This window comes from Nocardioides oceani, assembly GCF_030412965.1.
GTDB classification, from domain to species: Bacteria; Actinomycetota; Actinomycetes; order Propionibacteriales; family Nocardioidaceae; genus Nocardioides; species Nocardioides oceani.
In genome coordinates this window covers 175,266-201,820 of the sequence record NZ_JAUHJQ010000004.1, presented here as the reverse complement: position 1 = coordinate 201,820, position 26,555 = coordinate 175,266, and the positions used below count along the sequence as shown (strand labels likewise).

The 26,555-nt window shown below is 74.3% G+C and carries 22 protein-coding genes; 8 read left to right on the top strand and 14 right to left on the bottom strand.

Annotated elements, in window-relative coordinates; translation table 11 throughout:
- The first annotated feature begins 20 nt into the window (after positions 1-20).
- Positions 21-1,412 carry a hypothetical protein gene (locus QWY28_RS12245; protein ID WP_300952843.1) on the top strand — a complete coding sequence of 464 codons (1,392 nt, stop codon included), beginning with the start codon at positions 21-23 and terminating at the stop codon, positions 1,410-1,412.
- Between the two features lie 84 nt (positions 1,413-1,496).
- Here the strand turns inward: QWY28_RS12245 and QWY28_RS12240 are convergent, their stop codons facing one another.
- The 4 genes from QWY28_RS12240 to QWY28_RS12225 form a co-directional block, all read right to left on the bottom strand.
- Positions 1,497-3,497, bottom strand: a complete 2,001-nt coding sequence (locus tag QWY28_RS12240; protein WP_300952842.1) for a serine/threonine-protein kinase — start codon at positions 3,495-3,497, stop codon at positions 1,497-1,499.
- Positions 3,498-3,578: 81 nt separating this feature from the next.
- Complete coding sequence (locus QWY28_RS12235; protein ID WP_300952841.1) at positions 3,579-6,134, bottom strand: bifunctional FO biosynthesis protein CofGH; 2,556 nt, start codon at positions 6,132-6,134, stop codon at positions 3,579-3,581.
- Between the two features lie 10 nt (positions 6,135-6,144).
- Positions 6,145-6,804 (bottom strand): DUF2238 domain-containing protein, encoded by a 660-nt coding sequence (locus QWY28_RS12230; protein ID WP_300952840.1) that lies wholly within the window; start codon positions 6,802-6,804, stop codon positions 6,145-6,147.
- 76 nt (positions 6,805-6,880) lie between these two features.
- Positions 6,881-8,029 (bottom strand): acyl-CoA dehydrogenase family protein, encoded by a 1,149-nt coding sequence (locus QWY28_RS12225; RefSeq protein WP_300952839.1) that lies wholly within the window; start codon positions 8,027-8,029, stop codon positions 6,881-6,883.
- Positions 8,030-8,127: 98 nt separating this feature from the next.
- On the opposite strand from QWY28_RS12225, the gene QWY28_RS12220 reads away from it, so the two are divergent.
- The gene (locus QWY28_RS12220; protein WP_300952838.1) at positions 8,128-8,832 is read left to right on the top strand and encodes a MerR family transcriptional regulator; all 705 of its coding nucleotides are present in this window, start codon (positions 8,128-8,130) and stop codon (positions 8,830-8,832) included.
- Between the two features lie 190 nt (positions 8,833-9,022).
- Here QWY28_RS12220 and QWY28_RS12215 read toward each other — a convergent pair whose 3' ends face one another.
- Together QWY28_RS12215 and QWY28_RS12210 are read right to left on the bottom strand one after the other, a co-directional pair.
- Positions 9,023-10,060, bottom strand: coding sequence for an LLM class F420-dependent oxidoreductase (locus QWY28_RS12215; protein ID WP_300952837.1), 1,038 nt, complete (start codon positions 10,058-10,060; stop codon positions 9,023-9,025).
- A 48-nt stretch (positions 10,061-10,108) separates the two neighbouring features.
- Complete coding sequence (locus QWY28_RS12210; protein ID WP_300952836.1) at positions 10,109-12,220, bottom strand: acyltransferase family protein; 2,112 nt, start codon at positions 12,218-12,220, stop codon at positions 10,109-10,111.
- 139 nt (positions 12,221-12,359) lie between these two features.
- Between QWY28_RS12210 and npdG the strand changes: the two genes are divergently transcribed.
- A complete protein-coding gene (gene npdG, locus QWY28_RS12205; protein ID WP_300952835.1) occupies positions 12,360-13,031 on the top strand; it encodes an NADPH-dependent F420 reductase in 672 nt (223 codons plus the stop codon).
- 21 nt (positions 13,032-13,052) lie between these two features.
- Here npdG and QWY28_RS12200 read toward each other — a convergent pair whose 3' ends face one another.
- From QWY28_RS12200 to QWY28_RS12180, 5 genes are all read right to left on the bottom strand, one after another.
- The gene (locus QWY28_RS12200) at positions 13,053-14,807 is read right to left on the bottom strand and encodes an ABC transporter ATP-binding protein (RefSeq protein WP_300952834.1); all 1,755 of its coding nucleotides are present in this window, start codon (positions 14,805-14,807) and stop codon (positions 13,053-13,055) included.
- Complete coding sequence (locus tag QWY28_RS12195) at positions 14,804-16,573, bottom strand: ABC transporter ATP-binding protein (protein ID WP_300952833.1); 1,770 nt, start codon at positions 16,571-16,573, stop codon at positions 14,804-14,806. The genes QWY28_RS12200 and QWY28_RS12195 overlap by 4 nt, the downstream gene beginning before the upstream one ends.
- A 57-nt stretch (positions 16,574-16,630) precedes the next feature.
- Positions 16,631-17,569 carry a hypothetical protein gene (locus QWY28_RS12190; protein ID WP_300952832.1) on the bottom strand — a complete coding sequence of 313 codons (939 nt, stop codon included), beginning with the start codon at positions 17,567-17,569 and terminating at the stop codon, positions 16,631-16,633.
- A 41-nt stretch (positions 17,570-17,610) separates the two neighbouring features.
- Complete coding sequence (locus QWY28_RS12185; RefSeq protein WP_300952831.1) at positions 17,611-18,072, bottom strand: DUF6328 family protein; 462 nt, start codon at positions 18,070-18,072, stop codon at positions 17,611-17,613.
- Between the two features lie 67 nt (positions 18,073-18,139).
- Positions 18,140-18,706 carry a YbaK/EbsC family protein gene (locus tag QWY28_RS12180; RefSeq protein WP_300952830.1) on the bottom strand — a complete coding sequence of 189 codons (567 nt, stop codon included), beginning with the start codon at positions 18,704-18,706 and terminating at the stop codon, positions 18,140-18,142.
- 71 nt (positions 18,707-18,777) lie between these two features.
- Here QWY28_RS12180 and QWY28_RS12175 point away from each other — a divergent pair, with 71 nt between their 5' ends.
- Complete coding sequence (locus QWY28_RS12175) at positions 18,778-19,680, top strand: glycerophosphodiester phosphodiesterase family protein (RefSeq protein ID WP_300952829.1); 903 nt, start codon at positions 18,778-18,780, stop codon at positions 19,678-19,680.
- On the opposite strand, the gene QWY28_RS12170 is transcribed toward QWY28_RS12175, so the two are convergent.
- Both QWY28_RS12170 and QWY28_RS12165 read right to left on the bottom strand, forming a co-directional pair.
- Positions 19,677-19,925 (bottom strand): hypothetical protein, encoded by a 249-nt coding sequence (locus QWY28_RS12170; protein WP_300952828.1) that lies wholly within the window; start codon positions 19,923-19,925, stop codon positions 19,677-19,679. The genes QWY28_RS12175 and QWY28_RS12170 overlap by 4 nt on opposite strands.
- Positions 19,922-21,202: a PspC domain-containing protein gene (locus QWY28_RS12165; RefSeq protein ID WP_300952827.1), complete on the bottom strand. Its 1,281-nt coding sequence runs from the start codon at positions 21,200-21,202 to the stop codon at positions 19,922-19,924. Before QWY28_RS12165 ends, QWY28_RS12170 begins: the two co-directional genes overlap by 4 nt.
- 168 nt (positions 21,203-21,370) lie before the next feature.
- Between QWY28_RS12165 and QWY28_RS12160 the strand changes: the two genes are divergently transcribed.
- The 4 genes from QWY28_RS12160 (at position 21,371) to QWY28_RS12145 (ending at position 25,230) form a co-directional block, all read left to right on the top strand.
- Entirely contained in the window at positions 21,371-22,660 is a 1,290-nt protein-coding gene (locus QWY28_RS12160; protein ID WP_300952826.1) for an ATP-binding protein, read from the top strand.
- Positions 22,653-23,321: a LuxR C-terminal-related transcriptional regulator gene (locus QWY28_RS12155; protein ID WP_300952825.1), complete on the top strand. Its 669-nt coding sequence runs from the start codon at positions 22,653-22,655 to the stop codon at positions 23,319-23,321. The genes QWY28_RS12160 and QWY28_RS12155 overlap by 8 nt, the downstream gene beginning before the upstream one ends.
- 68 nt (positions 23,322-23,389) lie before the next feature.
- The gene (locus tag QWY28_RS12150) at positions 23,390-24,814 is read left to right on the top strand and encodes an APC family permease (RefSeq protein ID WP_300952824.1); all 1,425 of its coding nucleotides are present in this window, start codon (positions 23,390-23,392) and stop codon (positions 24,812-24,814) included.
- A 56-nt stretch (positions 24,815-24,870) separates the two neighbouring features.
- A complete protein-coding gene (locus QWY28_RS12145; RefSeq protein ID WP_300952823.1) occupies positions 24,871-25,230 on the top strand; it encodes a hypothetical protein in 360 nt (119 codons plus the stop codon).
- A gap of 169 nt (positions 25,231-25,399) precedes the next feature.
- On the opposite strand, the gene QWY28_RS12140 is transcribed toward QWY28_RS12145, so the two are convergent.
- Complete coding sequence (locus QWY28_RS12140; protein ID WP_300952822.1) at positions 25,400-26,428, bottom strand: type IV toxin-antitoxin system AbiEi family antitoxin domain-containing protein; 1,029 nt, start codon at positions 26,426-26,428, stop codon at positions 25,400-25,402.
- Between the last annotated feature and the right edge of the window lie 127 nt (positions 26,429-26,555).

Sequence of the window (26,555 nt, the reverse complement as noted above, 5' to 3'; positions counted from 1 at the left end):
CCACCCTCCGAGGTTTGTAGATGCGCAGAGCTCTCATCGGCGCCGTCGGCGCCGTCACCCTCGCCGTCACGGCGTTGCCCGGCGTCGCCGTCGGCGCCACCCGCGTCGACGGTGACCACTTCCAGGCCGCGGGGCTGCGCCTCGCGGTCCGCGACTGCGTCGACCCCGGCGCCGCCCCCGGCAAAGCGCCGACCTTCCGGGTCGTCCGCAACAAGCCCGACTCGGGCCGCGCGAGCATCGGCTGGCAGCCCTCGGGCGAGGGCACGGCCGTCGGCGCGCTGGCCTACTCCGGCCGGCCCACGCAGCTGAGCACCTTCACGATCCGGCTGCGGACCACGGCCGCGCAGAGCCAGGGCATCGCGTCGGTGCGCTACGAGGCGCCCGACGACGACGGCTACTGGATCGGCACCTCCGACCTGATCACCGACCTCAACCCCGACGAGAAGCCCGACTGGCGCACGATCGACGGCTCCGCCCTCACCTACTCCTGGCGGCACTACACCGCCGACGGCACCGAGGACGCGACGTCGTTCCCGCTGGACCTCCAGTCCTTCGCGCAGCTGCGCGGCGGTGACGGTGAGGGCGCGCGCATCGGGTTCCTCTTCGGGTGCGACGGCAACGCCTTCCAGGTCGACAAGCTCATCGTCCGCTCCGGCGGCCCGCTGAAGACCTACGAGTTCGAGGCGATCAAGACCGACGCCTCCCTGCGGCGCGGCACGTCGAAGGCCGGCACCGTCCGCGTGGTCTACGGCGAGAAGGTGAACCTCGTCGGCCGCGTCCGCGAGGTGCTGGGCGGCTCGGGCGTCGCCGGCAAGCTGACGCTTGCCGCCAAGGGCCCGGGCGACAAGAGGTTCCGCAAGGTCGCCACCACGAGCGTGGGCGCCGGTGGCGCCCTGAAGAAGGCGGTGCAGCCGGCGAAGAACACCGTCTACCGGCTGTCCTTCCCCGGCTCGAGCAAGCACGAGGCGTCCTCGACGACCCTCAAGGTCCTGGTCCGGGCGAACGTCACCGCGTCGCTGGCCCAGCGGACCATCCGCCAGGGCACCCGGCTCACGATGCGCGGCCGCGCGCTGCCGGCCCGCCGCGCCGCCATCCAGCTGCAGAAGTACGTCGGCGGCAGCTGGCGCACCGTCAGCCGCGGCCGGACGGCCGGGAACGGCTCCTACGCCATCTCCGCGACGTCCGCCCGGATCGGCAAGAGCTTCTGGCGCGTGCTGGCCGCCGGCGGTGCCGGGAACATCGCCGGTGCCTCCGTCGCCCGCAAGCTGATCACCGTCGCCCCGCCGTCGAGCGGTGGCGGTGGTGGCGGTGGTGGGGGTGGCGGCGGAGGTGGCGGTGGCGGTGGCACGCCCACCGACCCGCCGCCCCCGCCGCCGACCGAGCCCCCGCCGCCCCCGCCGCCGGGCTCCTGAGGCCGGCCGCCCCGGCGGCTGACCTCGCTCCCACGACCACGACGCCCCCGACCACCCGGTCGGGGGCGTCGTGCGTGTCGTGGCTCAGGGGTAGGCGACGCGGGCCCGCACACGGACCCCGTCGACGACGAGCGTCACGACGCCCTCGTCACGCGCGACCTTCGCCAGGCGCGGCACCCGGCCGCGACCGTCCTGGCCGACCGGGATCGGGACGCAGTCGACGCCCTGCTCGCACCACTCGCCGACCTGCGCGGACGTCAACCGCGGGACCGGGCGGGTGCCGGAGGTGAAGCCGGCGACCTCCACGCCGTACCACGCGCACGGGTAGGTGAAGCCCTGCGCGGTCGTCGTGCACGGTCCCGGGGTCCGCACGAGGCGGACGACGCGGGCGTCCGAGCTCGCGCAGTCGCGCTGGACCTCGCTGGTCGAGGTGCCGCCGGCGGCGGACTCGGCGACCGTCCGCACGCGGACGCAGACCCGCTCGCCGCCCTGGTCGGTGTCGACGGTGAAGCGGGTGTCGCCCAGCGACTGCCAGCCGGCGCCGCGGACGTCGTACTCCGTGGTCTGCACGACGTCGCCGCCGGGCTCGGTGGCCTCCCGGATGCGGAACGACACCGAGCGGTAGCCGCCGCGGGCCTCGACGCGCGGTGCCTCGGGTGCGGCCGGCGCGTCGGCGGAGGCGCTGGGGCTCGCGCTGTCGCTGGGGCTCGCGGGATCCGTCGCCCCCGTCGTGGCCGACCCGGTCGGGGTGGGGTCGCCTGCCGAGGGCTCGTCGTCGCCGGTGGAGGCGTTGACGGCGACGGCCGCCACGGCGACCACGGCCACGAGCCCGGCCGCGGCCAGGGCGGCGAGGCCGCCTCGCCGGCGCCGGTCGCGGGGACCCGGCGCGGGGCCGGTCGGCCCGTCCTGGGGTCCGTCGACCGGGCCGTCGTGGGAGCCGCCGGACGAGCCGTCGGCGCCGTGACCGGCACCCGCTGCGGCGACCGGCGCGGGCGTCACCAACTTCCGGGCGACCGTGCTGTCGGCCTGCGGCTCGTCGTGCGCCTCGCGGGCCGCGGCGGCGGCGGCGGCGGCAGCGGCCGCGCCGCCCAGGACGCCGGCCGCGGGCTTGATGACCGTGCGGTCGTCCTCGGGCTCGGGCTCGGCCGTCGGAGCGGCCAGGGGCGGGGTCGCGGGCGCGGCCGCCTCGACCGGGTCGTCCGCGCCGGTGACCGGCCCCGGCGGAGGGAGCCGGCCGGAGTCGATGTCGCGGATGATCGCCAGCAGCGCCTCGCGGAGGTCGCCGGCGGACTGGACCCGCTGCTCGGGGTCCTTGTGCAGGGTCCGGGCCAGCAGCTCGTCGATGCGGTCGTCGACCGGGTGGCCGGTCCGCAGCTGCGGGATCGGCGAGTTCACGTGGCTGTTGATCATCTGGAAGTCCGTGCCGGCGTACGGCGCGTCGCCGGTCAGCACCGCCCAGAGCAGGCAGCCCATCGAGTACACGTCGCCGCGCTCGTCGGCGGCGTGCCCGAAGTGCCGCTCGGGAGCCATGTACGCCGGGCTGCCGACGAGCGTGCCGGCGCGAGTCAGCCCCTCCTGCTCCGAGGCGTTCCCGTCGAGCGCGATGCCGAAGTCGGCGAGGTAGGGGATGAGCCCCTCGGGCCGGTGCCAGAGCAGCACGTTCCCGGGCTTGACGTCGCGGTGGATGACGCCGGCGGCGTGAGCGTCGGCGAGCGCCTCGCAGGTCTGGGCCACGAGCGAGAGGGAGGCGCGGCGGTCGAGCGGGCCGTGGGTCTGCAGCCAGGTGCGCAGGTCACCGTCGGGGAAGAGCTCGGTGACGAAGTAGACGGTGTCGTCGGTCTCGCCGTACTCGTGGATGCCCACGATGTTGCGCGAGCGGATGCGGGCCAGGACGGAGGCCTCGCGCGCGAACCGCGCGTGGAAGTCCTCGCGGTCGGGCAGCGAGGGGAGGACGATCTTGAGGGCGACCGAGCGGTTGAGCACCTTGTCGACGGCCTCGTAGACCACGCCCATGCCGCCGTGCCCGATCCGACGCACGATGCGGTAGCGACCGTCGTACTCGTCGTCGACCTTCGGGTATCCCATGCCTGCCCTCGCCCGGGCCCGGCGGCCCGCCGCGGGGAGTTTACCGGCCCGACCGGACGACCAAACCCCGGTCGGAGCCGGTCAGGACCGGGCTGCGTACGTCGTGGTGCGCTCGACGACCGGGCGCCCGATCCCGGCGCCGATCTCGACCAGCTCGGCGACGGTCTTGGCCGAGCCGTGCTCGGAGCCGGCCATCCGCGAGATGGTCTCCTCCATCAGCGTCCCGCCGAGGTCGTTGGCGCCGGCGCGGAGCATCGCGCGGGTGCCGTCGACGCCGAGCTTGACCCACGAGGTCTGGATGTTGTCGATCCGGCCGTGGAGCAGGATCCGGGCCATCGCGTGCACCGCGAGGTTGTCGCGCAGGGTCGGCCCGGGGCGGGCGACGCCGGCGAGGTAGATCGGCGCGGAGGTGTGCACGAACGGCAGCGGCACGAACTCGGTGAACCGCGCCCCGCCGGCGTCCACCGAGGCGTCCTGGATGCGGGAGAGCACCCGCAGGTGGCCGACCCAGTGGCGCGGGTTGTCGACGTGGCCGTACATCATCGTCGAGGTCGTCGGGATGCCCACGCGGTGCGCGGTGGAGACGATCTCGATCCAGGTGCGGGCGGGCAGCTTGCCCTTGGTCAGCACCCAGCGGACCTCGTCGTCGAGGATCTCCGCGGCGGTCCCCGGCAGCGAGCCGAGGCCGGCCTCGCGGGCCTTGATGAGGAAGTCCTCGACGGACAGCCCGGTCCGGGCGGTGCCGTTGACGACCTCCATCGGGCTGAAGGCGTGGACGTGCATCTCGGGCACGCGCTGCTTGACCGCGGTGACCAGGTCGAAGTACGCCGTGGCGGGCAGCTCGGGGTCGATGCCGCCCTGCATGCAGACCTCGGTCGCGCCGAGGTCCCAGGCCTCCTGGGCGCGGTCGGCGACCTGGTCCAGGGAGAGGGAGAACGCGTCGGCGTCGGTGCGTCGCTGGGCGAACGCGCAGAACCGGCAGCCGACGTAGCAGACGTTGGTGAAGTTGATGTTCCGGTTCACGACGTACGTCACGTCGTCGCCGACCACCTCGCGGCGCAGGTCGTCGGCCAGCCGGCAGACCTGCTCGAGCAGCGGGCCCTCGGCGGTCATCAGCGTGAGCGCGTGCTCGTCGGAGAGGTTCCCCGGGTCCGCCTCCGCCGCGGCGAGCGCCTCCCGGCCCTCGCTGTGCAGGACCGCGGGCGTGCCGGTGCTCGACGCGGCGTCGCGCACGGAGTCCCAGTCGCCGTAGACGTCGGCGAAGTCCGAGCGCCGGTCCTCGGTGCGGCCCTCGGTGTCCACCGCCGCGTGCAGGTCGGTCCGGCCGGCGCCGGTGGTCATGCTGGCGAACCCGCCGTCGGGCTCCTGCCAGGGCAGCCCGGTGGGGCGTACGCCGGGGCGCGCGAGGCCGTCGGGCCCGGCCAGGGCCGCGACGTGGCCGGCGACCCGCGGGTCCAGCCAGGGGGCGCCGGCGTCGAGCGCGGCGCGGACGTGCTCGGGGTGGATGGTCAGCCGGGCGGCGAGCTCGAAGCCGCACTCGGCGCTGATCGCCCGGAGCCGCTCGAGGGAGGGCCACGGCCGCTCGGGGTTGACGTGGTCCGGGGTGAGCGGGGAGACGCCGCCCCAGTCGTCGACGCCCGCCCCGAGCAGCGCGCGGCACTCGGCCAGGTCGACCAGGTTCGGCGGCGCCTGCACCCGGGCCCGGGGGCCGAGGACGATGCGGGTGACCGCGATGGCGGCGCGGTACTCGTCGAGGTCGAGGTCGTCGGTGTGCCGCATCGCGGTGTCCGGCTTGGCCCGGAAGTTCTGGACGATCACCTCCTGCACGGCGCCGAACGCTCGTGAGGTGGCGCGCAGCGCGAAGACCGTCTCGGCGCGCTCGGCGAGCGTCTCGCCGATGCCGACGAGCAGGCCGGTGGTGAAGGGGATCGAGAGCCGGCCGGCGTCCTCGAGCACCCGCAGCCGCACCGCGGGGTCCTTGTCGGGCGAGCCGAAGTGCGCCGAGCCCTTGGTCTCGTGCAGCCGCCGGGAGGTGGTCTCCAGCATCATCCCCATCGAGGGCGCGACCGGCTTGAGCCGGTTCATCTCCTCCCAGGACATGACGCCGGGGTTGAGGTGGGGCAGCAGGCCGGTCTCCTCCAGCACCCGCACCGCGAGCGCCCGGACGTAGGCCAGCGTCGAGTCGTAGCCCTGCTCGTCGAGCCAGGCGCGCGCCTCGGGCCAGCGGTCCTCGGGCCGGTCCCCGAGGGTGAACAGCGCCTCCAGGCATCCCAGCTCGGCGCCCTGGCGGGCGATGTCGAGGACCTCGTCGGGCGAGAGGTACGGCGCGCGGCCCTCGCGGGCGGCCTGTCCGGGCGTCTCGACGAAGGTGCAGTAGTGGCAGCGGTCGCGGCACAGGCGCGTGACCGGGATGAAGACCTTGGGTGAGTACGTCACCACGCCCGGCCGGCCGGCGGCCACGAGGCCGGCGTCGCGGACCTTGGCCGCGGCGGCGCAGAGCCGGTCGAGCTCGGGGCCGGTCGCGGCGAGGAGCGCGGCGGCCTCGGCCACGTCCAGCGCGGCCCCGCGCTCGGCGCGCGCGAGCGCACGACGTACCTGCTGGGGCGTCGGGCGGGGGTCCGGGGTCGCGGCGTCCATCGCCAGCAGGCTATCCCGCGGCCCGGACGGTCGGGCCGGCGTGCTCGAGCTGCGGCGCGGTCGACCGCAGGTGGCCGGCCGCCCAGGCGCGATGGACGACGGCGGCGGCGACGAGCGAGCCGAGGATGCCGAGCGCGAGGTCGCCGAGGGTGTCGGCGTAGGCGTGGTGGCGCTCGGAGTGCCGGCTGAGGAACGCGGCGTACTCCGCGAGCTCCCAGGCCACCGCGGCGGTCGCGCCGAACGCCAGCGACCGCTCGAGCACGGCGGCGAGCGGCGAGCTGCGGTGCATGGTCAGCAGGACCACGGCCGCGGTGAGCAGGCCGAGGTTGGCGAAGTGCATGAAGTCGTCGAACCACACGACGGTGTCGTAGAGGTCCAGCCGGTTGCCCAGCGTGTCGCTGAAGCAGGTGAGGGTGACCAGGAGGTCCGCGAGCCACGGGAACGACGCCCGGTCGCGCCAGTGCCACCACCAGGTCGCCGGGATCGCGAAGGCCAGCAGCGGGTAGCCGACCGCCCGAGCGCCCGCACCCTTGCCCTCGAGGCCGCTGGAGTCGGGGTAGGCCAGGGCGAGGGTCAGCATGACCACGAGCAGCGCCTTGGCGCCCACGTCGAGGGTGCGGACCAGCCCGGGGGTGTCGTACCGGACGGCTGGGACGACCTCGCTGCTCACCGTTGCACGCTACGCCGCCCGGCCGGTGCGGCCGGGCGGCGGTCCCACTGGTGCGAGGGGCGGTGTGACCTGGGGCTCAGATGCCCAGGCTCCGGCCGATGATCTCCTTCTGGATCTCCGTGGTGCCGCCGTAGATGGTCTGGATCCGGCTGTCCACGTAGGCCTTGGAGATGGGGTACTCCGTCATGTAGCCGTAGCCGCCGTGGAGCTGGACGCCCTGGTCGACCAGCTTCTTCTGCAGCTCGGTCGTCCACCACTTGGCCATCGAGGCCAGCGAGGTGTCGACCTTGTCCTCGTTGAGCTTGAGGATGCAGTCGTTGACGAAGAGCCGGGCGATGTGGACCTCGGTGGCCATCTCGGCGAGCAGGAACCGGTTGTGCTGGAACTTGCCGATCGGCTTGCCGAACGCCTCGCGCTCCTTGGCGTAGCTCAGGCACAGGTCGAGGACGTGCTCGCACGCGGCCACCGCGATCGCGGCGATCGAGACCCGCTCCTGGGGCAGGTTGAGCATGAGCGAGATGAAGCCGGAACCCTCCTCGCCGAGCAGGTTCTCCTTCGGGACCACGACGTTGTCGAAGAACAGCTCCGCGGTGTCCTGGGCCTTCATGCCCATCTTGTCCAGGTTGCGGCCGCGCTCGAAGCCCTCCATGCCGCGCTCGACGACCAGGAGGCTGATGCCCTGGTGGCCGGCGTCGGGGTCGGTGCGCGCGACGACGATGACGACGTCGCTCATGATCCCGTTGCTGATGAAGGTCTTCGACCCGTTCAGCACGTAGTGGTCGCCCTTGTCGACCGCGCTGGTGCGGATGCCCTGGAGGTCCGAGCCGGCGCCGGGCTCGGTCATCGCGATCGAGGAGATCAGCTCGCCGCTGACCAGGCCCGGGAGCCAGCGCTGCTTCTGCTCCTCGGTGCCGAGCTGGCTGATGTAGGGGACGATGATGTCGGTGTGGACGGGGAAGCCCAGCCCGCTCGCGCCGACCTTGGAGATCTCCTCCGCGACGACCGCGTTGTAGCGGAAGTCCTTGATCCCCGGCCCGCCGTACTCCTCGGCGACGTCGAAGCAGAGCAGGCCCGCCTCGCCGGCCTTGAGCCACACCTCGCGGCTGACCTGGCCGTCCTTCTCCCACTGGTCGTGGTGGGGGACGACCTCCTTCTCGAGGAAGGCGCGCACGGTCGTGCGGAAGTCCTCGTGCTCCTGCTCGTAGATGGACGGGCGCTCCGGCATGGTTCCTCCATGGTGGGTCGACCCCTCGCCGGGGTCGCAGCAGAGTGTCAGCGCCACTGTGACAGCAGAACTGTCATCGATCAAGATAGGCTCGCCCCATGAGCAGCACAGTCCTCACCGTCGACGAGCTCGCGACGGCCGTCGGCCTGACCGTGCGCACGACGCGCTACTACGCCAGCCTCGGGCTGCTCCCGCCGCCCGAGCGGCGCGGCCGGGTCGCCTACTACGGCGCCGAGCACCGTGCGCGGCTCGAGCTGGTCCGCGCGCTGCAGGACCACGGCTTCACGCTGCAGGCGATCGAGCGCGTGCTCGCCGGGCTGCCCGAGCACGCGACCGTCGAGGACCTCGCCCTCCAACGGGCGATGCTCACCTCGTGGTCCTCCCAGCCCCAGGAGCGGCTGACCCGCGCCCAGCTCGAGGAGGTCGCCGGCCGCTCGCTGTCCGACCGCGACCTCGAGACCCTGCAGGCGCTCGGCTCCCTCGAGCGGGACGGCGGACGGTACGTCGCCATGCCGAACCTCCCCGTCGGCGTCGAGCTGCTCGACGTCGACATCCCGCCGGGCAGCATGGAGGCCGCCAGCGAGGCGATCCGCCGGCACATGGACGCGCTGGCCGAGGAGCTCACCGACATCCTGCGCGAGCAGGTGCTGCGTCCCTACCGCCGCGAGGCGCACTCCGCCGAGGACGCCGAGCGGCTCGAGCAGACCGTCTCCCGGCTTCGTCGCCTCACGCTCGAGGCGGTCGTCACCGGGTTCCAGCGGGCCGCCAACGCGGTCATCGCGCGGTCGCTCGCGCGGGACTGAGGGTCGGCCGGCCCGGCCACGCGGGCCGGGCGACGCGGGCCGGGCCACGCGGGCCGGGCCACGCGGGCCGGGCGAGACGGGGTCACTCCGCGGCCATCTCTGACGCTTCGCGGCCATGGCGATGGCAGGGAAGCGTCAGGATCCCAAGTGAACTTGGGATCCTGACACCCCCCCCGGGGTACCCCAGCGATCAGGACACCCACTCCTTGACCTGGGCGATCGTGGCGGCCGGGTCGGCGGTGGCGGGGGTGAGCTGGAGGTTAGTGACGCCGGCCTCGCGGAAGGCGGCGATCCGCTCCTTGACGTAGGACTCCGGGCCCACCAGGTTGCCGGCCTCGAGCCACTCCAGCGGCACGAGCGCCTCGGCCTCCTTCTTCTTGCCGTCGAGGTAGAGGTCCTGGATCTGCTTGGCCTCCGCCTCGTAGCCGTACTGGCAGGCGAGGTCGTTGTAAAAGTTCTTGCCCCGGGCGCCCATGCCGCCGACGTAGAGCGCGTAGAGCGGGCGGGCGAAGTCGAGCAGCGCCTTGGTGTCCTCGCCCTCGCCGACGGCGACCATGCCGCCGGCGGTGACCTCGAGCGGGGCGAGGTCGGGGGAGCGCTTCGCGGCACCCTTGGCCAGCGCCGCGCCCCAGACCTGCTGGGCCTTCTCGGGCAGGAACAGGTGGGGGATCCAGCCGTCGGCGATCTCGGCGGTCATCGCCACGTTGGCGTCGCCGAGGGAGGCCACCCACAGCGGAACGGCCGGCCGCTCGGGGCGGGTGAGCAGCTTCAGCGGCTTGCCGAGGCCGAGGCCCTGGTCCGCGGGGAGGGGGAGGGTGAAGATCTTGCCGTCGTGCTCGAGCGGCTCGCGGCGCAGGCCCTGGCGCAGGATCGAGATGACCTCACGCGTGCGGCCGAGCGGCTTGTCGTACGGCATGCCGTGGAAGCCCTCGATCACCTGCGGGCCCGAGGCGCCGAGGCCGATGACCGCGCGGCCGCCGGAGACGTTGTCGAGGCCGGCGGCGGTCTGCAGCAGCGCGCCCGGCGTGCGCGAGAAGACGTTGAGGATCGCCGCGCCGATCTCGAGGGTCTCGGTCTTCGCCGCGAGGTAGCCCATCAGCGTCGGGGAGTCGAAGCCGTACGCCTCGGCCACCCACACCGTGTCGAGACCGGCCTTCTCCAGGGCGACGACCTGGTCGGCGGCCTGACGCGGGTTCCCGTCGTACATGAGCGGCATCGAGATCTTCATGCCGCTCACCCTGACACCGGCGCTGTCATCGTCACAAGGTGGGGGTGCTCACGGACGGTCGAGCATGTGCAGCGCCCGGCCGAGCGCGCCGGCGAGCGACGCGGCGTACTCCGTCGTCAGGTGGTCGGTGTCGCGGTAGGACAGCGTGCCGCCGATGACGACCGGGCAGAGGTCCTGCCAGCACAGCCACGGCGTCGGGTCGACCACCTCCGCGCCCGCCAGCCGGGCGGAGGTGACGGCGACGTCGCCGAGGCGGCGCGAGCGCTCGACCGGCACGAACGTGCAGTCGGCGAGGCTGGGGGAGCCGGTGGTCAGGCAGGTGCCGGGGTCGTACGACGACTTGGGCACGTCGCGCAGGAGCACCACCCGGTCCGCCGCCCGGCCGAGGTCGGCGAACAGGTCGTCGTACCCGGCGGCGAGCAGCGGGGTGACCCGGTCGAGCGCCTCGTAGCGCTGGTCGCCCTCGTAGACGCCGTTGACCGGCGGGGACGACGTGACGACCACCAGGTCCGGCTGCAGCTCGGCGACCTGCTCGCCGACCCAGTCGTGGAAGTCGGTGCACTCGGTGAAGGGCCGTTCCTCGTCGACCGGGGCGACGACGACGTGGGCGGCGGTGCACTGCGACATCACGAGGTAGTAGGCCGTCCAGCCGCCCTCCTCGGCGATCCGGTCGAAGGCGGGGATCCAGGCCCGGGCGTGGGAGTCGCCGATGACGACGACGGAGCGCTCGCCGTCGGCGTCGCCCCGTGGGCACAGCCGCCGCACGCCGGTGCCGTAGTCGCAGCTCCCCACGTCGGCGATCGAGCCGCGCAGGTCGAGCAGGCTGGGGGAGAGGTCGCTCGGCACGGCCATCCGCTCGCGGGCCGCGTCGACGGACGCGCGGACGAGGGCGACCGTGCCGTCCGGGTCGTCGGGGTGCGCGGCGCCGTCGGCGGTGATCGCCGGGTTGTCGCCCGCGTCGGCCCGCTCGCCGGTCCACCACCAGGCGGTCGCGCCGGTGACGGCCACGAGCGCGAAGCTGGCGGGGTAGAGCACGAGCGCCCGCCGCACGCCCAGGGCGAGCGCGGGCCGGCCCTCGCGGAAGGGCAGCTCGACGTAGGTGTAGGTCACCGCGGCCAGGGCGAGGGCGACCGCCACCGCGGCCGCGGACTCCCAGGCCTCGAGCGGCCGGCCGAGCAGGCCGACCGGCAGCACCAGCGCGGGCCAGTGCCACAGGTACAGCGAGTAGGACCAGTCGCCGACCACCCGCAGCGGCCTCCACGCGAGCGCGGCGTCGCTCCACGGCCGGGCCGACCCCGCGCCGGCCACCAGCACGAGCGCGGTCCCGACGACCGGCAGCGCGGCGGCGTACCCCGGGAAGGCGGTGGCCCCGGTCAGCACGACGCAGGCGGTCGCGACCATCACGAGGCCAGCCACGGCCAGCGCCGTCGCGCCGCCGCGCCCGAGCCGCCGCAGCGCCGTCCCGGGCAGGAGGGCGACGAGGGCGCCGAGCCCGAGCTCCCAGGCGCGGGTGAGCGTGGAGAAGTACGCCGCCGTCGGCTGGTCCGCGGTGTGCGCCACCGACCAGGCGAACGACGCGGCGGTCACCGCCAGCAGGACGCCCGCGACCGCGGCGCGGGGGAGGCCGGTGCCGGCCCGGCCCTCGCCCCCGCCGGCCCGCCGGCCGGCCAGGCGGGCGACACCGAGGCAGGCGAGGAGGAGCAGCGGCCACACGACGTAGAACTGCTCCTCGACCGCCAGCGACCAGTAGTGCTGGAGCGGGGAGACGCCGAGGTCGGCGGCGAAGTAGTCGACGTCCTGGCGGGCGAAGTGGAGGTTGGCGGCGAAGAACGCCGCCCACAGCGAGTCCTCGACGACCTGGCGCGCGTCGAGCAGGCTGAACCACGCCAGCGCGGTCAGCACCGTCACCGCGGTCACCACCGTCGCGGCCGGCAGGATCCGCCGCGCCCGCCGCGACCAGAAGCTGAGCAGGGAGAACCGGCCGTCGCGGTCGACCTCGCGGTAGAGCAGCCCCGCGATGAGGTAGCCGGAGATCACGAAGAAGACGTCGACGCCGACGTACCCGCCCGGCAGCCACGCGACCCCGGCGTGGCTCGCGACGACGACCAGGACGGCGATCGCCCGCAGCCCCTGGATGTCCCCGCGCAGCGCTCGCGCCATTGAGTCCGCCCCCGTCACGTCGCCCGGCAGCGTACCAACGGGCGGGCCCCCGTCCGGGTCACGCGGGCCGGTGGGACGATGCCAGCGCGTGCGTCTCCATCCCGGGGGCGCCGGCCCACCGAGCAGAGGGAGCAGCAGCGTGACGTCGTACCGCATCGCCGTGATCGGGGGCACCGGCCCGCAGGGCAAGGGCCTGGGCTACCGGTTCGCCCGGGGAGGCCACACGGTCGTGCTCGGCTCGCGCGCCGCGGAGAAGGCCGAGGCCACCGCCGCGGAGGTCACCGAGCGGCTCACCGGGCTCGAGGGCGCGGGCACCGTCACCGGCGCGTCGAACGAGGACGCCTGCGGCCAGGCCGACCTGGTGCTGCTCGCCGTGCCGTACGACGGCCACGACGACCTGGTCGCCTCGCTCCCGCTCGCCGGCAAGGTCGTCATCTCCTGCGTCAACCCGTTGGCCTTCGACAAGCGCGGCGCGCACGGCCAGGTCATCGACGGCGGCGAGGGCTCCGCGGCCGAGTCGGCCCAGCGCCTCCAGCCCGACGCCACCGTCGTCGGCGCCTTCCACCACGTCTCCGCGGTGACGCTGTGGGGCGACGAGGAGTTCCTCGACGGCGAGGACGTCCTGGTCGTCGGGGACAAGACCGAGGCCAAGGAGCAGGTCATGGAGCTCGCGGCCTCGGTCACCGGGCGCCCGGGCATCGACTCCGGCAAGCTCCGCCTGGCCCGCCAGCTCGAGCCGCTCACGGCGGTGCTCATCTCGATCAACCGCAAGTACAAGACGCACTCCGGCATCCGCATCCACGGCGTCTGAGGGCCGGCCCCGGCGGCCGGGTCAGGAGCCGCGGCCGTGCCAGGACTCCCACAGGGCGGCGTAGGAGCCGCCGGCGGCGACCAGCTCGTCGTGGGAGCCGAGCTCGGCGATCCGGCCGTCCTCGACCACCGCGACCCGGTCGGCGTCGTGGGCCGAGAAGAGCCGGTGCGCGATCGCGATGACCGTGCGGCCCTCGAGGACGGCGGCCAACGAACGCTCGAGGTGCCGTGCGGCGCGCGGGTCGATGAGCGAGGTCGCCTCGTCGAGCACCAGCGTGTGCGGGTCGGCGAGGACGAGCCGCGCGAGCGCCACCTGCTGGGCCTGGGCGTCGGTGAGCGGCAGGCCGCCGGAGCCGACCACGGTCTCGAGCCCCTCGGGGAGCGCGTCGGCCCACTCCAGCGCGTCGACCGCGGCGAGGGCGGCCCGGACGTCGTCCTCGGTCGCGCCGGACTTCGCCGCGAGCGCGAGGTTCTCGCGCAGCGTGCCGACGAAGACGTGGTGCTCCTGGGTGACCAGCGCGACGTGGCCGCGCAGGTCGTCCAGCGGCAGCTCGGTGAGGGCGACCCCGCCGACGGTGACCGAGCCGGTCCGGGGCGGGTGGATGCCGGCGAGCAGCCGCCCGAGGGTGGACTTGCCGGCGCCGGAGGGTCCCACCATGGCGAGCCGCTCGCCCACTCCGAGGTGCAGGTCGACGCCGTGCAGCACGTCGCGGCCGGCGCCGTAGGAGAACCGGACGTCCTGCGCGCGGAGCTCCTCGCCGTCGGGCACCCGGTCGGTCGCGGTGCGGTCGTCGGGCACGTCGGCGACGCCGAGCAGGCGGGCCAGCGACGCGGCGCCCATCTGCAGCTCGTCGAGGATCGAGACGATCCGGTCGACGGGGTCGATGAGCATCTGCACGTAGAGCGTGGCGGCCGTGACGTCGCCGAGCGAGACGTCGCCGCGCAGGTAGAGCCAGCCGCCGAGCAGCAGCGTCCCGACGGTCGGCAGCAGGTAGCTGATCTCCATGCTCGGGAAGAACACCGTCCGCAGCCGCAGCGTGTAGCGCTCGGCCGCGAAGGAGTCCGCGATGTCGTCGTCGATCGCCCGGACCCGCTCGTCGCCGAGCCGGAGCGCCTCGACGGTGCGGGCGCCGTGGACGGTCTCGGTGAGCGTGGCGTTGATCTGGGAGTACGTCGCCGACTCACGCAGGTAGCCGTCCTTGGCGCGGGCGAGGTACCACCGCAGGCCGATGACGAGCGGCGGCACGCCGAGCAGGCACGGCAGCAGGACCCACCAGCCGACGCTCAGTGCCGCGGCGAAGGTGACCACGGCCGTGATCACCGCGATGGTCCACTCGGGCAGCGCCATCCGCACCGACCAGCCGAGCTGGTCGACGTCGCGGCTGGTGCGGGTCAGCAGGTCGCCGGAGCCGGCGGCCTCGACGGTCCCGAGCGGCAGCGCGAGCGCGTTGCCGACGAAGTCCTCGCGCAGGTCGGCGAGGACCTTCTCGGCCAGCACCTGGCTGACGTAGCGGGCGAAGCGGGTCAGCACCGCCTGCAGCACCACGAAGCCGGCCAGCAGCAGCATGATCCGGTCGACGTGCTCGGTGGTGGTCCCGTGCTCCACCGCCTCGACCAGGTCGCCGATCAGCCGCGGGGCGGCGAGCGCGGCGACCGCGGCCAGCACGTGCAGGAGCAGGGCGCCCCAGACCATCCGCGGGTGCTTGCGCACCAGGCGGCCGGCGTACCGACGGACCGTGCGGCTCTCGGCGACGGGCAGGGCGGTCGACGCGCTCATCGCTCGACCTCCACGGTGCCGGCGGCGGTCGTGCCGGAGGTGCCGGCGGCCACGGGCTCGGGGTCGGTCTCGCGGGTGACGACGCGGCGGTACTCCGGCTCGGCGGCGAGCAGGTCGCCGTGCCGGCCGGTCGCGACGACCCGGCCGTCGCGGACGAGCACCACCTCGTCGGCCGCGTCGAGCAGCAGGGGGCTGGAGGTGGTGACCACGGTGGTCCGGCCGGCCCGGTGCTCACGCAACCGCGTGGCGACCCGCGCCTCCGTGTGGGCGTCGACGGCCGATGTCGGCTCCACCAGCACGAGCACCTCCGGCTCCGCGACGAGCGCCCGCGCCAGGACCAGCCGCTGGCGCTGGCCGCCGGAGAAGCTGCGGCCGCGCTCGGCGACGACGGTGTCGAGGCCGGCCGGCAGTGCGGCCAGGATGTCCTCGGCCGACGCGGTCCGCAGCGCGCGGTCGACCGAGCGCCCGTCGCCGGAGACGTCGAGGCGGTCGCCGAGGCGGCCGGAGAACAGCATGGATCCGGTGTCGGACACGACCACCCGGCGACGTACCTCCGCACGCGTCAGGCCGGACAGGGGCACGCCGCCGAGCCGCACGTCGTCGTCGACCTCCGGCGCGCACAGGCCGAGCCGGTCGGCGAGCAGGGCGGTCTCGTGCGGCTGCTCGCTGACCAGGGCGACCAGCGTGCCGGGCCGCACGCGCAGGCCGCTGCGCAGGTCGACCAGCTCCGAGCCCTCCGGCGGCGAGGGGAGCGGGACGGCGGGGTCCTGGTGGTCCGGCGTCAGCGCCAGCACCCGGACCACGCGGGCGGCGGCGACGCGGGCGCGGATGAACTTGTTGGCGTACTCCGTCGCGGTCCGCAGCGGGATCATCAGGAACGCCGAGTAGCCGTAGAACGCGACCAGCTCGCCGGCCGTGATCGTGCCCTCCACGGCGTAGCGCGCCCCCAGCCAGACGACCAGGACCACGAAGACGCCGGGCAGGAAGACCTGGAGCGCGTCGAGGACGGACTGCAGCTTCGCGACCTGGACGCCCGCGCGGCGGGTGGTCTGCGACTCGCGGCGGTAGCGGTCGTGGAAGACCTGCTCGCCGCCGATGCCGCGGAGCACCCGGAGCCCGGTGACGATGTCGGTGGCGGTGTTCGACAGGTGGCTCATCAGCTCGCGCTGGCGGTGCGCGCGCGCCTGGAGCGGCGAGAGCAGCGGCCCCACGAGCAGCATCAGCGCCGGGACGCCGACGAGGACGACCAGGCCGAGCGTCGTCGAGGTCTGCAGCAGGATCACCGCGACCAGCACGAACGACACGACGGCACCGGCGAACCGGGCCGAGACGTCCATGACCTGCCCGAGGTGGGAGAGGTCGGTGGTGCCGATGGCGACGACCTCGCCGCCGGAGACCTTGCGCGGCAGCGTGCCGCCGAGGTGGACGGCCTGGCGGCCGACGAGCTGGACGGTGCGGTACGCCGCGACCAGCCAGTTCGTGACGGCGAAGCGGTGCCGGATGACCCCGCTCGCCGCCTGGACCAGCCCGACGAGCAGGAGCAGCCCGGCGAACCAGGCCAGCGCGCTGCCGTCGCGGTCGGCGACGCCCTGGTCGATCGCCCGGCCGATGATCGCCGGCATCACCGCCTGCGCGCCCATCCACACGATCCCGAAGAACGCTCCGGCGGCGAGGGTGCGCCACTGCCCGCGGGCCATCCACCACAGGAACCTTCCCGGCGATCTGCTGTCGGCGGTGCCGGGGTTCTCGAGCGGGAGGTGGATCACCGGACAACGTTAAGGAGCCGGGTGGTCCGGCGACGAATCGTTTACGGCCCACTGGCCTCAGCTGTCGCCGAGGCCACACGAGTCGGCAGCGAACGCCACCGCGGCGGCCGCGCCGACCGGGCCCATGGGGAGCACGAGCTCCCCGGCCCGGCCGTCGAGCCGGAGGCGGACGCGGAGCGCCGTGGCGCCGCCGGACTCCAGGAACGCGTGCGCGTCGCAGCGGGTCGGCTTCACCGGCAGCGCCACCCGCACGGGCGGCCCGTCGCCGCTCACGCGCAGGCCCGGCGACCAGGCGGAGGCGCCGTCGACGGGGGAGAGGATCGGCGTGCCGCCGACGGTCTCGATGACGAGCTCGTGGCCGCGCGCCCCGGTGGGGGTCGCGAGCAGGGTCAGGGTGGCGGTGTCCCCCACCTCGACGGGTACGTCGCCGGGCGCGACGACCCGGTCGGACCACCGCAGGTCGACCACCCGCGCGACGGCGACCTCGAAGCAGCGAGCCCGCACGAACCGGCCGACCACGTCGGTCTCGTCCTCGACGGGGACCGTCTCGGTCCGCCCGTCGTGGCGGACGGTGGCCGTCGCCCGGGCCCGGCCACCGGCGGCCGGCGAGCCGCAGGCGGGCCGGTCGGGGAGCACCAGCGGGTAGCCGCGCTCGGCCCCCGCCGGCGCCGCCCGCAGCCGTTCCGCGACCAGGGGCGCCCGCAGCCGCGGGTCGCGGTAGGTGATCCGGGTCGGGGTGACCGTGCGGGCGGTGTCGTTGTCGACCCACACCTGGATCCGCCCGAGCGCCGCGTCCCGGGACGACTGCCGCATGTCGGCCAGCAGCCGGCCCGTCGGCGGCTCCTCGGGCCGCGCCGGCAGCGGGGTCAGCGTGCGGACCGACGGCGAGGGCGCCGCGGACGGGGGTGGTGCGTCGTCGCCCGCGCAGCCGCCGGCGGCCAGGAGGAGCGCTGCGAGCAGGCCGGCGACCACCGCCGCCCGACGGCGCTCACCCATGCCGCTCACCCATGCCGCTCACCCGTGCCGCTCACGCATGCTCACTCGTCGGCCAGTCGTGCTGGCACGACCACCAGCAGCAGGGCGGCGACCGCTGCCAGCACGACCGCGGTGACCGCCCCGGCGACGGGGCCGACCACGACGTCGAAGACGAAGAACGACAGCAGGGCGACCATCAGCCCGATGCAGGTCAGCACCGCTCGCAGCGTCCGCTGCGCGTTGTCGACCAGCCGCTCCTTGACGTGCTGCCCGCTGATCCGCCGGTGGATGGCGATCGGCGTGGTGACCAGCAGGGTCGTGACCAGGGCGATGACGACGAGCGCGAGGTAGACCCCGTGCTGGTAGCGCTCGAGGTCGTCGCGGAACACCTCCTGGAACGGCAGGGTCAGCAGGAACCCGGCGAGCAGCTGGGTGCCGGTCTGCATCACGCGCAGCTCCTGCAGCAGGTCCGCCCACTTGCGGTCCAGCCGCTCCTCGTGCGTCTCGTCCCGTCCGTGCTCCACGTCGTCATCCTCCCGGCGACGTTCCGCTCGCGCGACGCCTCGCCGCAGGTCAGCGAAGGATTTTGCCTCAGCCGGCGAGGTCCTCCACCAGCTCGGCAGCGGGGAGCTCGGCCAGCAGCCGGCCGGGGAGCAGCAGCTTGGAGCGGCGCACGCCCGAGCCGATGACCGCGACGTCGATCGTGGCCACCCGCGCGTCGACGAGGAGCCGCCACCCCGCCGGCAGCCCGACGGGCGTGATCCCGCCGTGCTCCATCGCGGACTCCTCGACCGCGCGGTCCATCGGCAGGAACGACGCCTTGCGCACGTCGAGCAGTCGCTTGACCCGGTTGTTCACGTCGGCACGGGTGTCGGCGCGGACCACGCAGGCCGCGACCCTCTCCTCGCCGTCGCGACGACCCGAGACGAGCACGCAGTTGGCCGACGCGGTCAACGGCAGGTCGAAGGCCTCGGTCAGCGCGGCGGTGTCGGCGAGCCCCGGGTCGATCTCGGTGACCGCCACCCGGTCCGCGCGCGGCCAGGCGGCGAGCGCGGCCGCGACCGGCGCCGCGAGCAGCTCGGGGTGCTCGGTCGCGGGCAGGGACACCAGGGTGCCGAGGGAGGGGAGGGCCCGGTCGTCGGCTCGGTCGTCAGCCATGTCGTCATCCTGACACCGGGCGTTCACGTCGACCCCGTTGCCCGGTCACCCGCGGCCCGGACGCTGGTCGTGTGATCGCACCCGTCACCGCCCTGCCGCAGGTCATCGGTCACCGCGGCGCCTCCGGCCACCGGCCGGAGAACACCCTCGCCTCCTACCGCCTCGCCGTCCGCATGGGCGCCGACGCCATCGAGCCCGACCTGGTGCCGACCAAGGACGGGGTCCTGGTCGCCCGTCACGAGAACGAGATCTCCCGCACCACCGACGTCGCGCTGCACCCCGAGCTCGCCGACCGCCGCCGCACGAAGGTCGTCGGCGGCCGCGAGCTCACCGGCTGGTTCACCGAGGACCTCACCCTCGCCGAGCTGCGCACGCTGCGCGCCGTCGAGCGGCACCCCGGGATGCGCCCGGAGAACACCCGGTACGACGGCATCTGGGCGGTCCCCACGCTCGACGAGATCTGCGCGCTCGTCCACCACGAGTCCCGGCGGTCCGGCCGCCGCATCCGGCTGTGCGCGGAGATCAAGGAGGCGACGTACTTCGCCTCGATCGGGATGCCCGTGGAGTCCACGCTGCTGGAGGTGCTGGCCCGGCACCGGCTGGACGGCCCGGGCGGCCGGTCTCAGCTGCAGTCCTTCGAGGAGGACGTCCTGCGCGGGCTGGCCGAGCGGACCGACGTGCCGCTGGTGCAGCTGGTCGACGAGGACGAGCGGCCCGACCCGGCCCACGTGGCGACGTACGCGCAGGTGCTCGGCGTGCACAAGAGCCTGGCGACCCCGGAGCTGGTCGCCGAGGCGCACGCCGCCGGTCTGGCCGTCCACGCCTGGACGCTGCGCGCCGAGCTGGTCGCGGACCCGTACGCCGAGGTCCGTGGCCTGCTCGACGCGGGCGTGGACGGCCTGTTCAGCGACCAGCCCGGCCTCACCGTCGAGGCGCGGGCCGACTGGCTGGCCGCCCAGGAGCGCACCGGTTAGTCCCGGGGCTCCTCGCGTGTCGCCGACCGGCGGCGCAGGGGGGCCAGCGTGGTGACCAGCAGGCCGGCGACGCCGGCGAGGACCCACGGCAGCGGGAGCAGCCAGCGGACGTCCTCGCCCCGGACGGCGTCGGACTGCACGACCGCCCAGACGGCCACGAGGCCGAGCAGCGCGATCCCCATCACGAGGTGGCCGACGTCGACGGGGTGCCGACCGCGCTCCCAGGTGCGCTTCATCGAGGTCATCGGGGCTCTCCTTCGGTGTGGACCTCGACCTGGCCGATGCCCAGGTGGGCGTCGATGGTGAGGGTGGGGTTGTCCGTGCCGGGTGCGTCGTAGAGATAGCTGGTCTCGATCCCGACGCCGCCCTGGTCGGTCCCGAAGACCCGGGCGTTGCCGATGCCGACCGTGGCCTCGGTCTCGACGTCCAGGCCGGCGGGGACCAGCACCTCGATCCGGCCGACGCCGTTCTCGACCAGCACCGTGCGGCCGTCGAGGTCCTCGGGGTCGGCGACGTCGGTCAGGTCGAGGACGAGCTCGCCGGTGCCGGACTGGTAGGTCGAGGCCACGCCCTCCGCGCTGGCCGGTGCGTAGGTGCTCCGCCCGCCGTCGACCGACTCGGTGAGGACGGTGGTGGCGGTCCCGAGTGCCGCCACGAGACCGACGGCGACGAGCCCCCCGGCGCGGCCCCAGAAGGCGCCGAGCACGAGCATCACGCCGCAGGTTGCCATCACCAGTGCCGAGTACGCCGCGTCGGGCACGCCCGCCCCGCCCTGGTCGAGCAGTCCGAGCACGCCCACGCCCAGCGCGCACAGCGCCATCGTGAACCAGAACAGCACCGGTCCCCGCCGCTCCCGCCGGGACGGCGCGACCGGTGGCAGCGGCGCCGTCGGCGGGAGCGGCGTCGGCGGCGGGGCCGGCGTCCAGGCCGTCGGCTGCCCGGTCGCCGACATCGGTGCCGTCATCGGCGCGCCGACCGCGGCGTGCTCGGGGGTCATCGCCGAGGTCGTCGGCGGGGTCGTGGGCCAGGCGGGCGCCGGGGCCTGCGGCACGGCCGCGCCCTGCTCGCCGCGGCGCCGGTTGCGGTCGGAGCGGTCGAGCAGGAACAGCGCGGCCAGGGCCACCAGCGCCAACGGCCACGGGAAGCTGAAGACGCCCCAGGAGTCGCCGAGCATCGACAGCAGCGCGACGACGCCGACGATCGTCAGCGCGACGGTCCGGTTGCGGTCGTCGAGGTGGAAGGGCGCCTCCGCGGCGTCGTCCTGGGGGACGAGCAGCCAGACCGCGCCGTACACGATGAGCCCCGCGCCGCCGAAGAAGACCAGCACCACCAGCGCCACCCGCAGGATCACCGGGTCGACGTCGAGGTGGCGGGCGAGCCCGCCGGCAACGCCGGCCACCTTGCGGTCGGTGGTGCTGCGGCGCAGCCGGCCGAGGTCGCGCACCTCCTCCCGGGAGGTGCGGGGACCGGAGGCGTGCTCCGGTCCGGGGTCGGGAGGTGCTTCCGGCGGGGTCGTGGTCATGGCACCCAGCCTGGCCGCCCGCGGGGCTCCGGACCATCGGGGGAACCCCTGGTCCGCGCCCGACCGCCGCACCGCGATCCCGGGGCCGGGCCCCGGGTCGGGGTCAGGGTCGGACCGGGGTCCGTCCCCGTGGTGGGCGCCCCCTCCGGGTGCGACGATGAGCCGGAGATGAGTGCCGAGACCTCCGCGACCGCCGCGCCGCCCCGGGACGGTGTCCGCCGTGCCTACCGCGACACCACCGAACCGGTGGTGGGCGGCGTGGCCGCGGGGCTCGCGGCGCACCTGGCGCTGCCGGTGCCGTGGGTGCGCGTCGCGTTCGTGCTCGCCACGGCGTTCGGGGGGCTGGGCGTCGCCTTCTACGGCGGGCTGTGGCTGGTGCTGCCCGCGCAGCCGTACGTGGAGGACGAGGCGCCCGGGCTCGCCAGCGCCCGGCGACGGGGCCGGCGACCCGGGCGGGTGCGCCGCCTGCAGGACCTGGGTCCGGTGGTCGCCGTCGTCGCGCTCGGCGTCGGTGCGGTGCTGTTGGTGGAGGCGGCGTTCGGCCGCGGCGCCACCCTGTGGCCGATCGCGCTCGGGCTGGCCGGCCTCGCGCTGCTGTGGCGCCAGGCCGACGAGGTCCAGCGCGAGCGGTGGCTGGACCACACCGGGCGGCTCGACCCGGTCCAGATGGTCTTCGGCCGCGGCGGCTGGGCGGCGTACGTCCGGGTGGGCCTCGGCGTCGCGCTCGTCGTGTCGGCGTTCTTCGTCTTCGGCTTCGACAGCGGCTCGCTGCGCGAGGCCCGCGGCGCGGTCGTGGCCGGCGGGCTCGGCGTCATCGGCGTCGGGCTGGTCGCCGGCCCGTGGGTCTTCCGGCTGGTCTCCGACCTCGCGGCCGAGCGCGCCGAGCGGGTGCGCACCCAGGAGCGCGCCGACGTCGCGGCCCACCTGCACGACTCGGTGCTGCAGACCCTCGCGCTGATCCAGAAGAACGCCGGCGACGCGGCGGCCGTCGCCCGCCTCGCCCGCTCGCAGGAGCGGGACCTGCGGGCCTGGTTGTACGCCGGGGAGTCGACCGACGAGCGGACGGTCGCCAGCGCGCTGCGCGGCGTCGCGGCCGAGGTCGAGGACGCCCACGGCGTCTCGGTCGAGGTCGTCACGGTCGGCGACTGCGACTTCGCCGAGCCGCTGCGCGCCGTCGTCCAGGCCACCCGCGAGGCGCTCACCAACGCCGCCAAGCACGCGGGGACCGGGCACGTCGACGTGTACGCCGAGGTGACCCCGAGCGCCGTCGACGTCTTCGTCCGCGACCGCGGCCGCGGCTTCGACCCGGACGCCACCCCGGCCGACCGGTACGGCGTGCGGCACAGCATCATCGACCGGATGGAGCGCCACGGTGGGACCGCGGAGGTCCGCACCGGCGCCGGCGAGGGGACCGAGGTGCGCCTGCACCTGCCCCGGCAGGAGGAGAGCCATGAGTGAGCAGGCCCCGGTCTCGGTCGTGGTGGTCGACGACCACGCGATGTTCCGCCGCGGGGTGATCGCGGAGCTCGGCACGGCCGGCGCCGGCGCGGTGGAGGTGCTGGCGGAGGCGGCCGACGTCGACGAGGCCGTCGCCGCGGTGGCGGCGTACCGCCCCGACGTCGTGCTGCTCGACGTCCACCTGCCCGGCGGCGGTGGCGTCGAGGTGATGCGCCGGGCGTCGGCGGCGGCGACGGCGCCGGGGACGCGCTACCTCGCGCTGTCGGTCAGCGACGCGGCCGAGGACGTCATCGGGACGATCCGCGGCGGCGCGCGGGGCTACGTCACGAAGACCATCACCGGGCCCGAGCTGGTCTCGGCGATCGCGCGGGTGGCCGAGGGGGACGCAGTCTTCTCGCCGCGGCTGGCGGGCTTCGTGCTCGACGCGTTCTCCGGGTCCATCGAGGTCGCGGCGGTCGACGAGGACCTCGACCGGCTCACCGAGCGGGAGCGGGAGGTGATGCGCCTGATCGCGCGCGGCTACGCCTACAAGGAGGTCGCGAAGGAGCTCTTCATCTCCATCAAGACCGTCGAGACCCACATGTCGAGCGTCCTGCGCAAGCTCCAGCTCTCCTCGCGGCACGAGCTCACCCGCTGGGCCTCGGACCGGCGCCTGCTCTGACCTGCGGTTTCCCTGGTCGGTGCCGGGGGTAACGGGCTCTGCACCGACTACCTGACCGGGGGAACCCCATGACCGCCGACACCGCTGGCTCGGAGCAGCTCGAGGAGACCGGGCTCAAACGGACGATCACCGGCCGGCTCCTCTTCTTCTACGTCCTGGGCGACGTCCTCGGCTCGGGCATCTACGTGCTCGTCGGCGCGGTCGCGGCGGCGGTCGGCGGCGCCTTCTGGATCGCCTTCGCCATCGGCATCAGCGTCGCGACGCTGACCGGCCTGGCGTACGCCGAGCTGGTGACGAAGTACCCCCGTGCCGCCGGCGCCTCGCTCTACGTCAACAAGGCCTTCCACTCGCCGCCGCTGACGTTCCTCGTCACCATCGCCATGCTCTCGGCGAGCTTCGCCGCGGCCGGCTCGCTGGCCACCGGCTTCTCCGGCTACTTCGCCGAGCTGTGGGAGGCGCCCCCGGCGCTCCTGATCGGCCTGCTGTTCATCGTGGGCCTCACCATCGTGAACTTCGTCGGGATCACCGAGTCGGTCGTGGCGAACCTCGTGATGACGATCGTCGAGGTGGTCGGCCTGGCCATCGTCATCGTCGTCGGCATCATCGTGGTCGCGAAGGGCGACGCCGACTTCGGCGTGCTGACCGACTTCGACCCCGGCGAGGGCAACAGCACGATCCTCGCGATCGTCGCGGGCGTCGCCCTCGGGTTCTTCGCGATGACCGGCTTCGAGAACGCCGCGAACATCGCCGAGGAGTGCACCGAGCCCCGCCGCACGTTCCCCAAGGCGCTCATCGGCGGCATGGTCGGCGCCGGTCTCATCTACGTCGCCGTGTCCGTCGCCGCCGCCCTGTCGCTGCCCATCCCGGAGCTGGCGGAGTCCGACGCCCCGCTGCTCGACGTGGTCGAGTCCGGCGTGCTGCCCCTGCCGGCCGGCGTCATCACCATCGTCTTCGCGCTCATCGCGATGACCGCCATCACCAACACCACGCTGGTGGCGGTGGTGACCCAGTCACGGATCCTCTACGGCATGGCCAACGAGGACGTCGTCCCCGGCGTGTTCGCCAAGCTGCACTCCGGCCGCAAGAGCCCGTGGGTCGGCCTGGTCTTCTCCGCCCTCGTCGTCAGCGGGCTGCTCGTCGCGGGCGCCGTCCTCAACGAGACCGGTGTCGGCGTGGACCTGGTCACCCGTCTCGCCGCGGTCACGGTCGTGCTGCTGCTGTTCGTCTACGCGATGGTGATCGTCTCCGCCCTCCGCCTCCGTGGCCAGGACGAGTCCGACCAGACCTACCGAGCCTCCACCCCGCTCCTCGTCCTCGGCATCGTCGGCAACCTCGGCCTGCTCTGGTACGTCGTCGACGACGACCCCGCCTCGCTGATCTGGTGCGGCGCGCTCCTCGGGCTCGGCGTGGTGCTCTTCGTGCTCGAGATGGCCTTCGGCGGGCAGGACCGGCCCGAGGGCTACGATCGGGGTGACCCGAGTCTCAAGGTCTGAGGCCCCGCCCGGTCCGGCCGCCCCGCCGGACCGGGCGACGCCCTATCCTGCGGCTCATGGAGACCGTGCGGCTGATCCTGCTCTTCGTGCACATCCTGGGCTTCGCGGCCCTGCTGGGTGGCCTTCTCGCCCAGGCGCGCCTGCCCGAGAAGGCCGTCAACGCCCTCATGCGCGACGGGTCCGGCACCGCCTTCGTCGCCGGCATCGCCCTCGTCGGCGTCATCGAGGCCGGCGACCTCGGCGAGCCGTCGTACGCCAAGATCACCGTCAAGCTGGTCATCGGCCTGGTCATCCTGGCCCTCGTGATGGCCAACCTCCGCAAGGAGCGGATCAGCCAGGGCCTCTGGGCCCTGCTCCTCGCCCTCACGGTCGTCAACATCGGCGTCGCGGTCTTCTGGGCCTCTGCCCACGCCTGACCCGGCCCTCCGCGTGCTGGCGGGTCCTGCGCCCGCGGCGTCTCGGGCTCGACCGGTCATGTAACGACAGGTTCGCCACTGTGTAGGCACGCTGCAACGTGCATACAGAGCAGCGAACGTCGCGTTACATGTCCGGAGGACCGGTGCTCCGGCTGATCCGCGGGACCCGTCAGGCCGCCGGCCGGCGACGCTCGACGACGTACGGCGCCAGGTCGCTGATGTCGGAGCCGAAGCGGGCCTCGGTGGAGGCGACCTCCCGCTCGAGCCGTGCCAGGGCGGCGACCGTGCCGGCGCCGAGCACGTCCTCCCACACCAGCCGGCTCATGCCGAGCCGGTAGGAGCAGAACCAGTCCTGGCGACGCTTCTCCTCCCAGACGACCTCCTCCGCCGGCCGGTCGTCGACGACGCCGCGCCGGTACTTCAGCCGACCGTCGAACTCGAACAGGTGCCGCCCCAGCCGCAGGTCGGCGAAGGCGGTGCGGCCGTCGCGGGACAGGCCGAACTGCGTCTGCTGGCGCCCGCGACCCAGCCGCAGGAGCAGCATCCGCGCCAGCGTCTCGCCTACGGACTCGGCACCCGGGTCGCCCAGGTCGATCGCCTGCCGGACGCGGTTGACGTGCGGCCAGCAGTCCATCCGCGCCACCACCTCGGTCAGCTCGCTGCGCGCGACGCCCGCCCGCAGCGCCCCGTCGACGGCCGCGACCCTGGTGAGGAGCTCGTGCTCGCGGGCCAGGTCGACGGCCGTCCGGGCCAGCCCCAGCACCGCCACCCCGTCGACGACGGTGGGCCGGTCAGCAGCGTCGTACGGCGCGAGGTGGTGCTTGACGCCGTGGCGGAACCGACAGCGCTGCGGACGGCTCCGGGCCCGCTCCGGCACGGGAACGGTGAGGTGGGTGACGGGCCGCGCCGGGAGCGGCACCGCCAGCCTCCACACGACCGCCGCGCTGTCGTGGCTGCGCACGTGGCCGATCCGCGTGGTCAGCGCGACGGCTTCGTCCTGGAGCCGCTGGCGCTGCGCCCGCTCGACGAGCGACTCGACATGTGTCCGTTCGGCGTACACGCCTCGTCGCACCGCGACCCAGGTCCCGGTCCGCACCAGCCGGTCCACCTCGCGGTCGGTGATCCCTGCGGCGAGCGCGTCGCGGCGGGTGATCAGGTGCGGCGGCTTGCGGAGCGCGGCCAGGACGACGGGAGTCATGTCTCCACGTTCGGCCGCGACCGCGGCGTCGGCCAGTCCTGCCATGCCGCCTGTGGACGGAGCTGCCGTCGCGGCAGGCTGTGGGGTCGCGGCGGGCCGTGCCCATGTAACGACAGGTTCGCCGCTG

Bases quoted from the DNA above. Each gene is read 5' to 3' on its own strand.
- QWY28_RS12170 (WP_300952828.1), bottom strand. From the start codon at position 19,925: ATGACCTCGATGAAGCGCACCTGGGAGCGCGGTCGGCACCCCGTCGAC.
- QWY28_RS12210 (WP_300952836.1), bottom strand. From the start codon at position 12,220: ATGGCGCGAGCGCTGCGCGGGGACATCCAGGGGCTGCGGGCGATCGCC.
- QWY28_RS12225 (WP_300952839.1), bottom strand. From the start codon at position 8,029: ATGCCGGAGCGCCCGTCCATCTACGAGCAGGAGCACGAGGACTTCCGC.
- QWY28_RS12140 (WP_300952822.1), bottom strand. From the start codon at position 26,428: ATGACTCCCGTCGTCCTGGCCGCGCTCCGCAAGCCGCCGCACCTGATC.
- QWY28_RS12145 (WP_300952823.1), top strand. From the start codon at position 24,871: ATGGAGACCGTGCGGCTGATCCTGCTCTTCGTGCACATCCTGGGCTTC.
- QWY28_RS12220 (WP_300952838.1), top strand. From the start codon at position 8,128: ATGAGCAGCACAGTCCTCACCGTCGACGAGCTCGCGACGGCCGTCGGC.
- QWY28_RS12155 (WP_300952825.1), top strand. From the start codon at position 22,653: ATGAGTGAGCAGGCCCCGGTCTCGGTCGTGGTGGTCGACGACCACGCG.
- QWY28_RS12160 (WP_300952826.1), top strand. From the start codon at position 21,371: ATGAGTGCCGAGACCTCCGCGACCGCCGCGCCGCCCCGGGACGGTGTC.
- QWY28_RS12180 (WP_300952830.1), bottom strand. From the start codon at position 18,706: ATGGCTGACGACCGAGCCGACGACCGGGCCCTCCCCTCCCTCGGCACC.
- QWY28_RS12165 (WP_300952827.1), bottom strand. From the start codon at position 21,202: ATGACCACGACCCCGCCGGAAGCACCTCCCGACCCCGGACCGGAGCAC.
- QWY28_RS12200 (WP_300952834.1), bottom strand. From the start codon at position 14,807: ATGAGCGCGTCGACCGCCCTGCCCGTCGCCGAGAGCCGCACGGTCCGT.
- QWY28_RS12240 (WP_300952842.1), bottom strand. From the start codon at position 3,497: ATGGGATACCCGAAGGTCGACGACGAGTACGACGGTCGCTACCGCATC.
- QWY28_RS12245 (WP_300952843.1), top strand. From the start codon at position 21: ATGCGCAGAGCTCTCATCGGCGCCGTCGGCGCCGTCACCCTCGCCGTC.
- QWY28_RS12235 (WP_300952841.1), bottom strand. From the start codon at position 6,134: ATGGACGCCGCGACCCCGGACCCCCGCCCGACGCCCCAGCAGGTACGT.
- QWY28_RS12215 (WP_300952837.1), bottom strand. From the start codon at position 10,060: ATGAAGATCTCGATGCCGCTCATGTACGACGGGAACCCGCGTCAGGCC.
- QWY28_RS12190 (WP_300952832.1), bottom strand. From the start codon at position 17,569: ATGGGTGAGCGCCGTCGGGCGGCGGTGGTCGCCGGCCTGCTCGCAGCG.
- QWY28_RS12150 (WP_300952824.1), top strand. From the start codon at position 23,390: ATGACCGCCGACACCGCTGGCTCGGAGCAGCTCGAGGAGACCGGGCTC.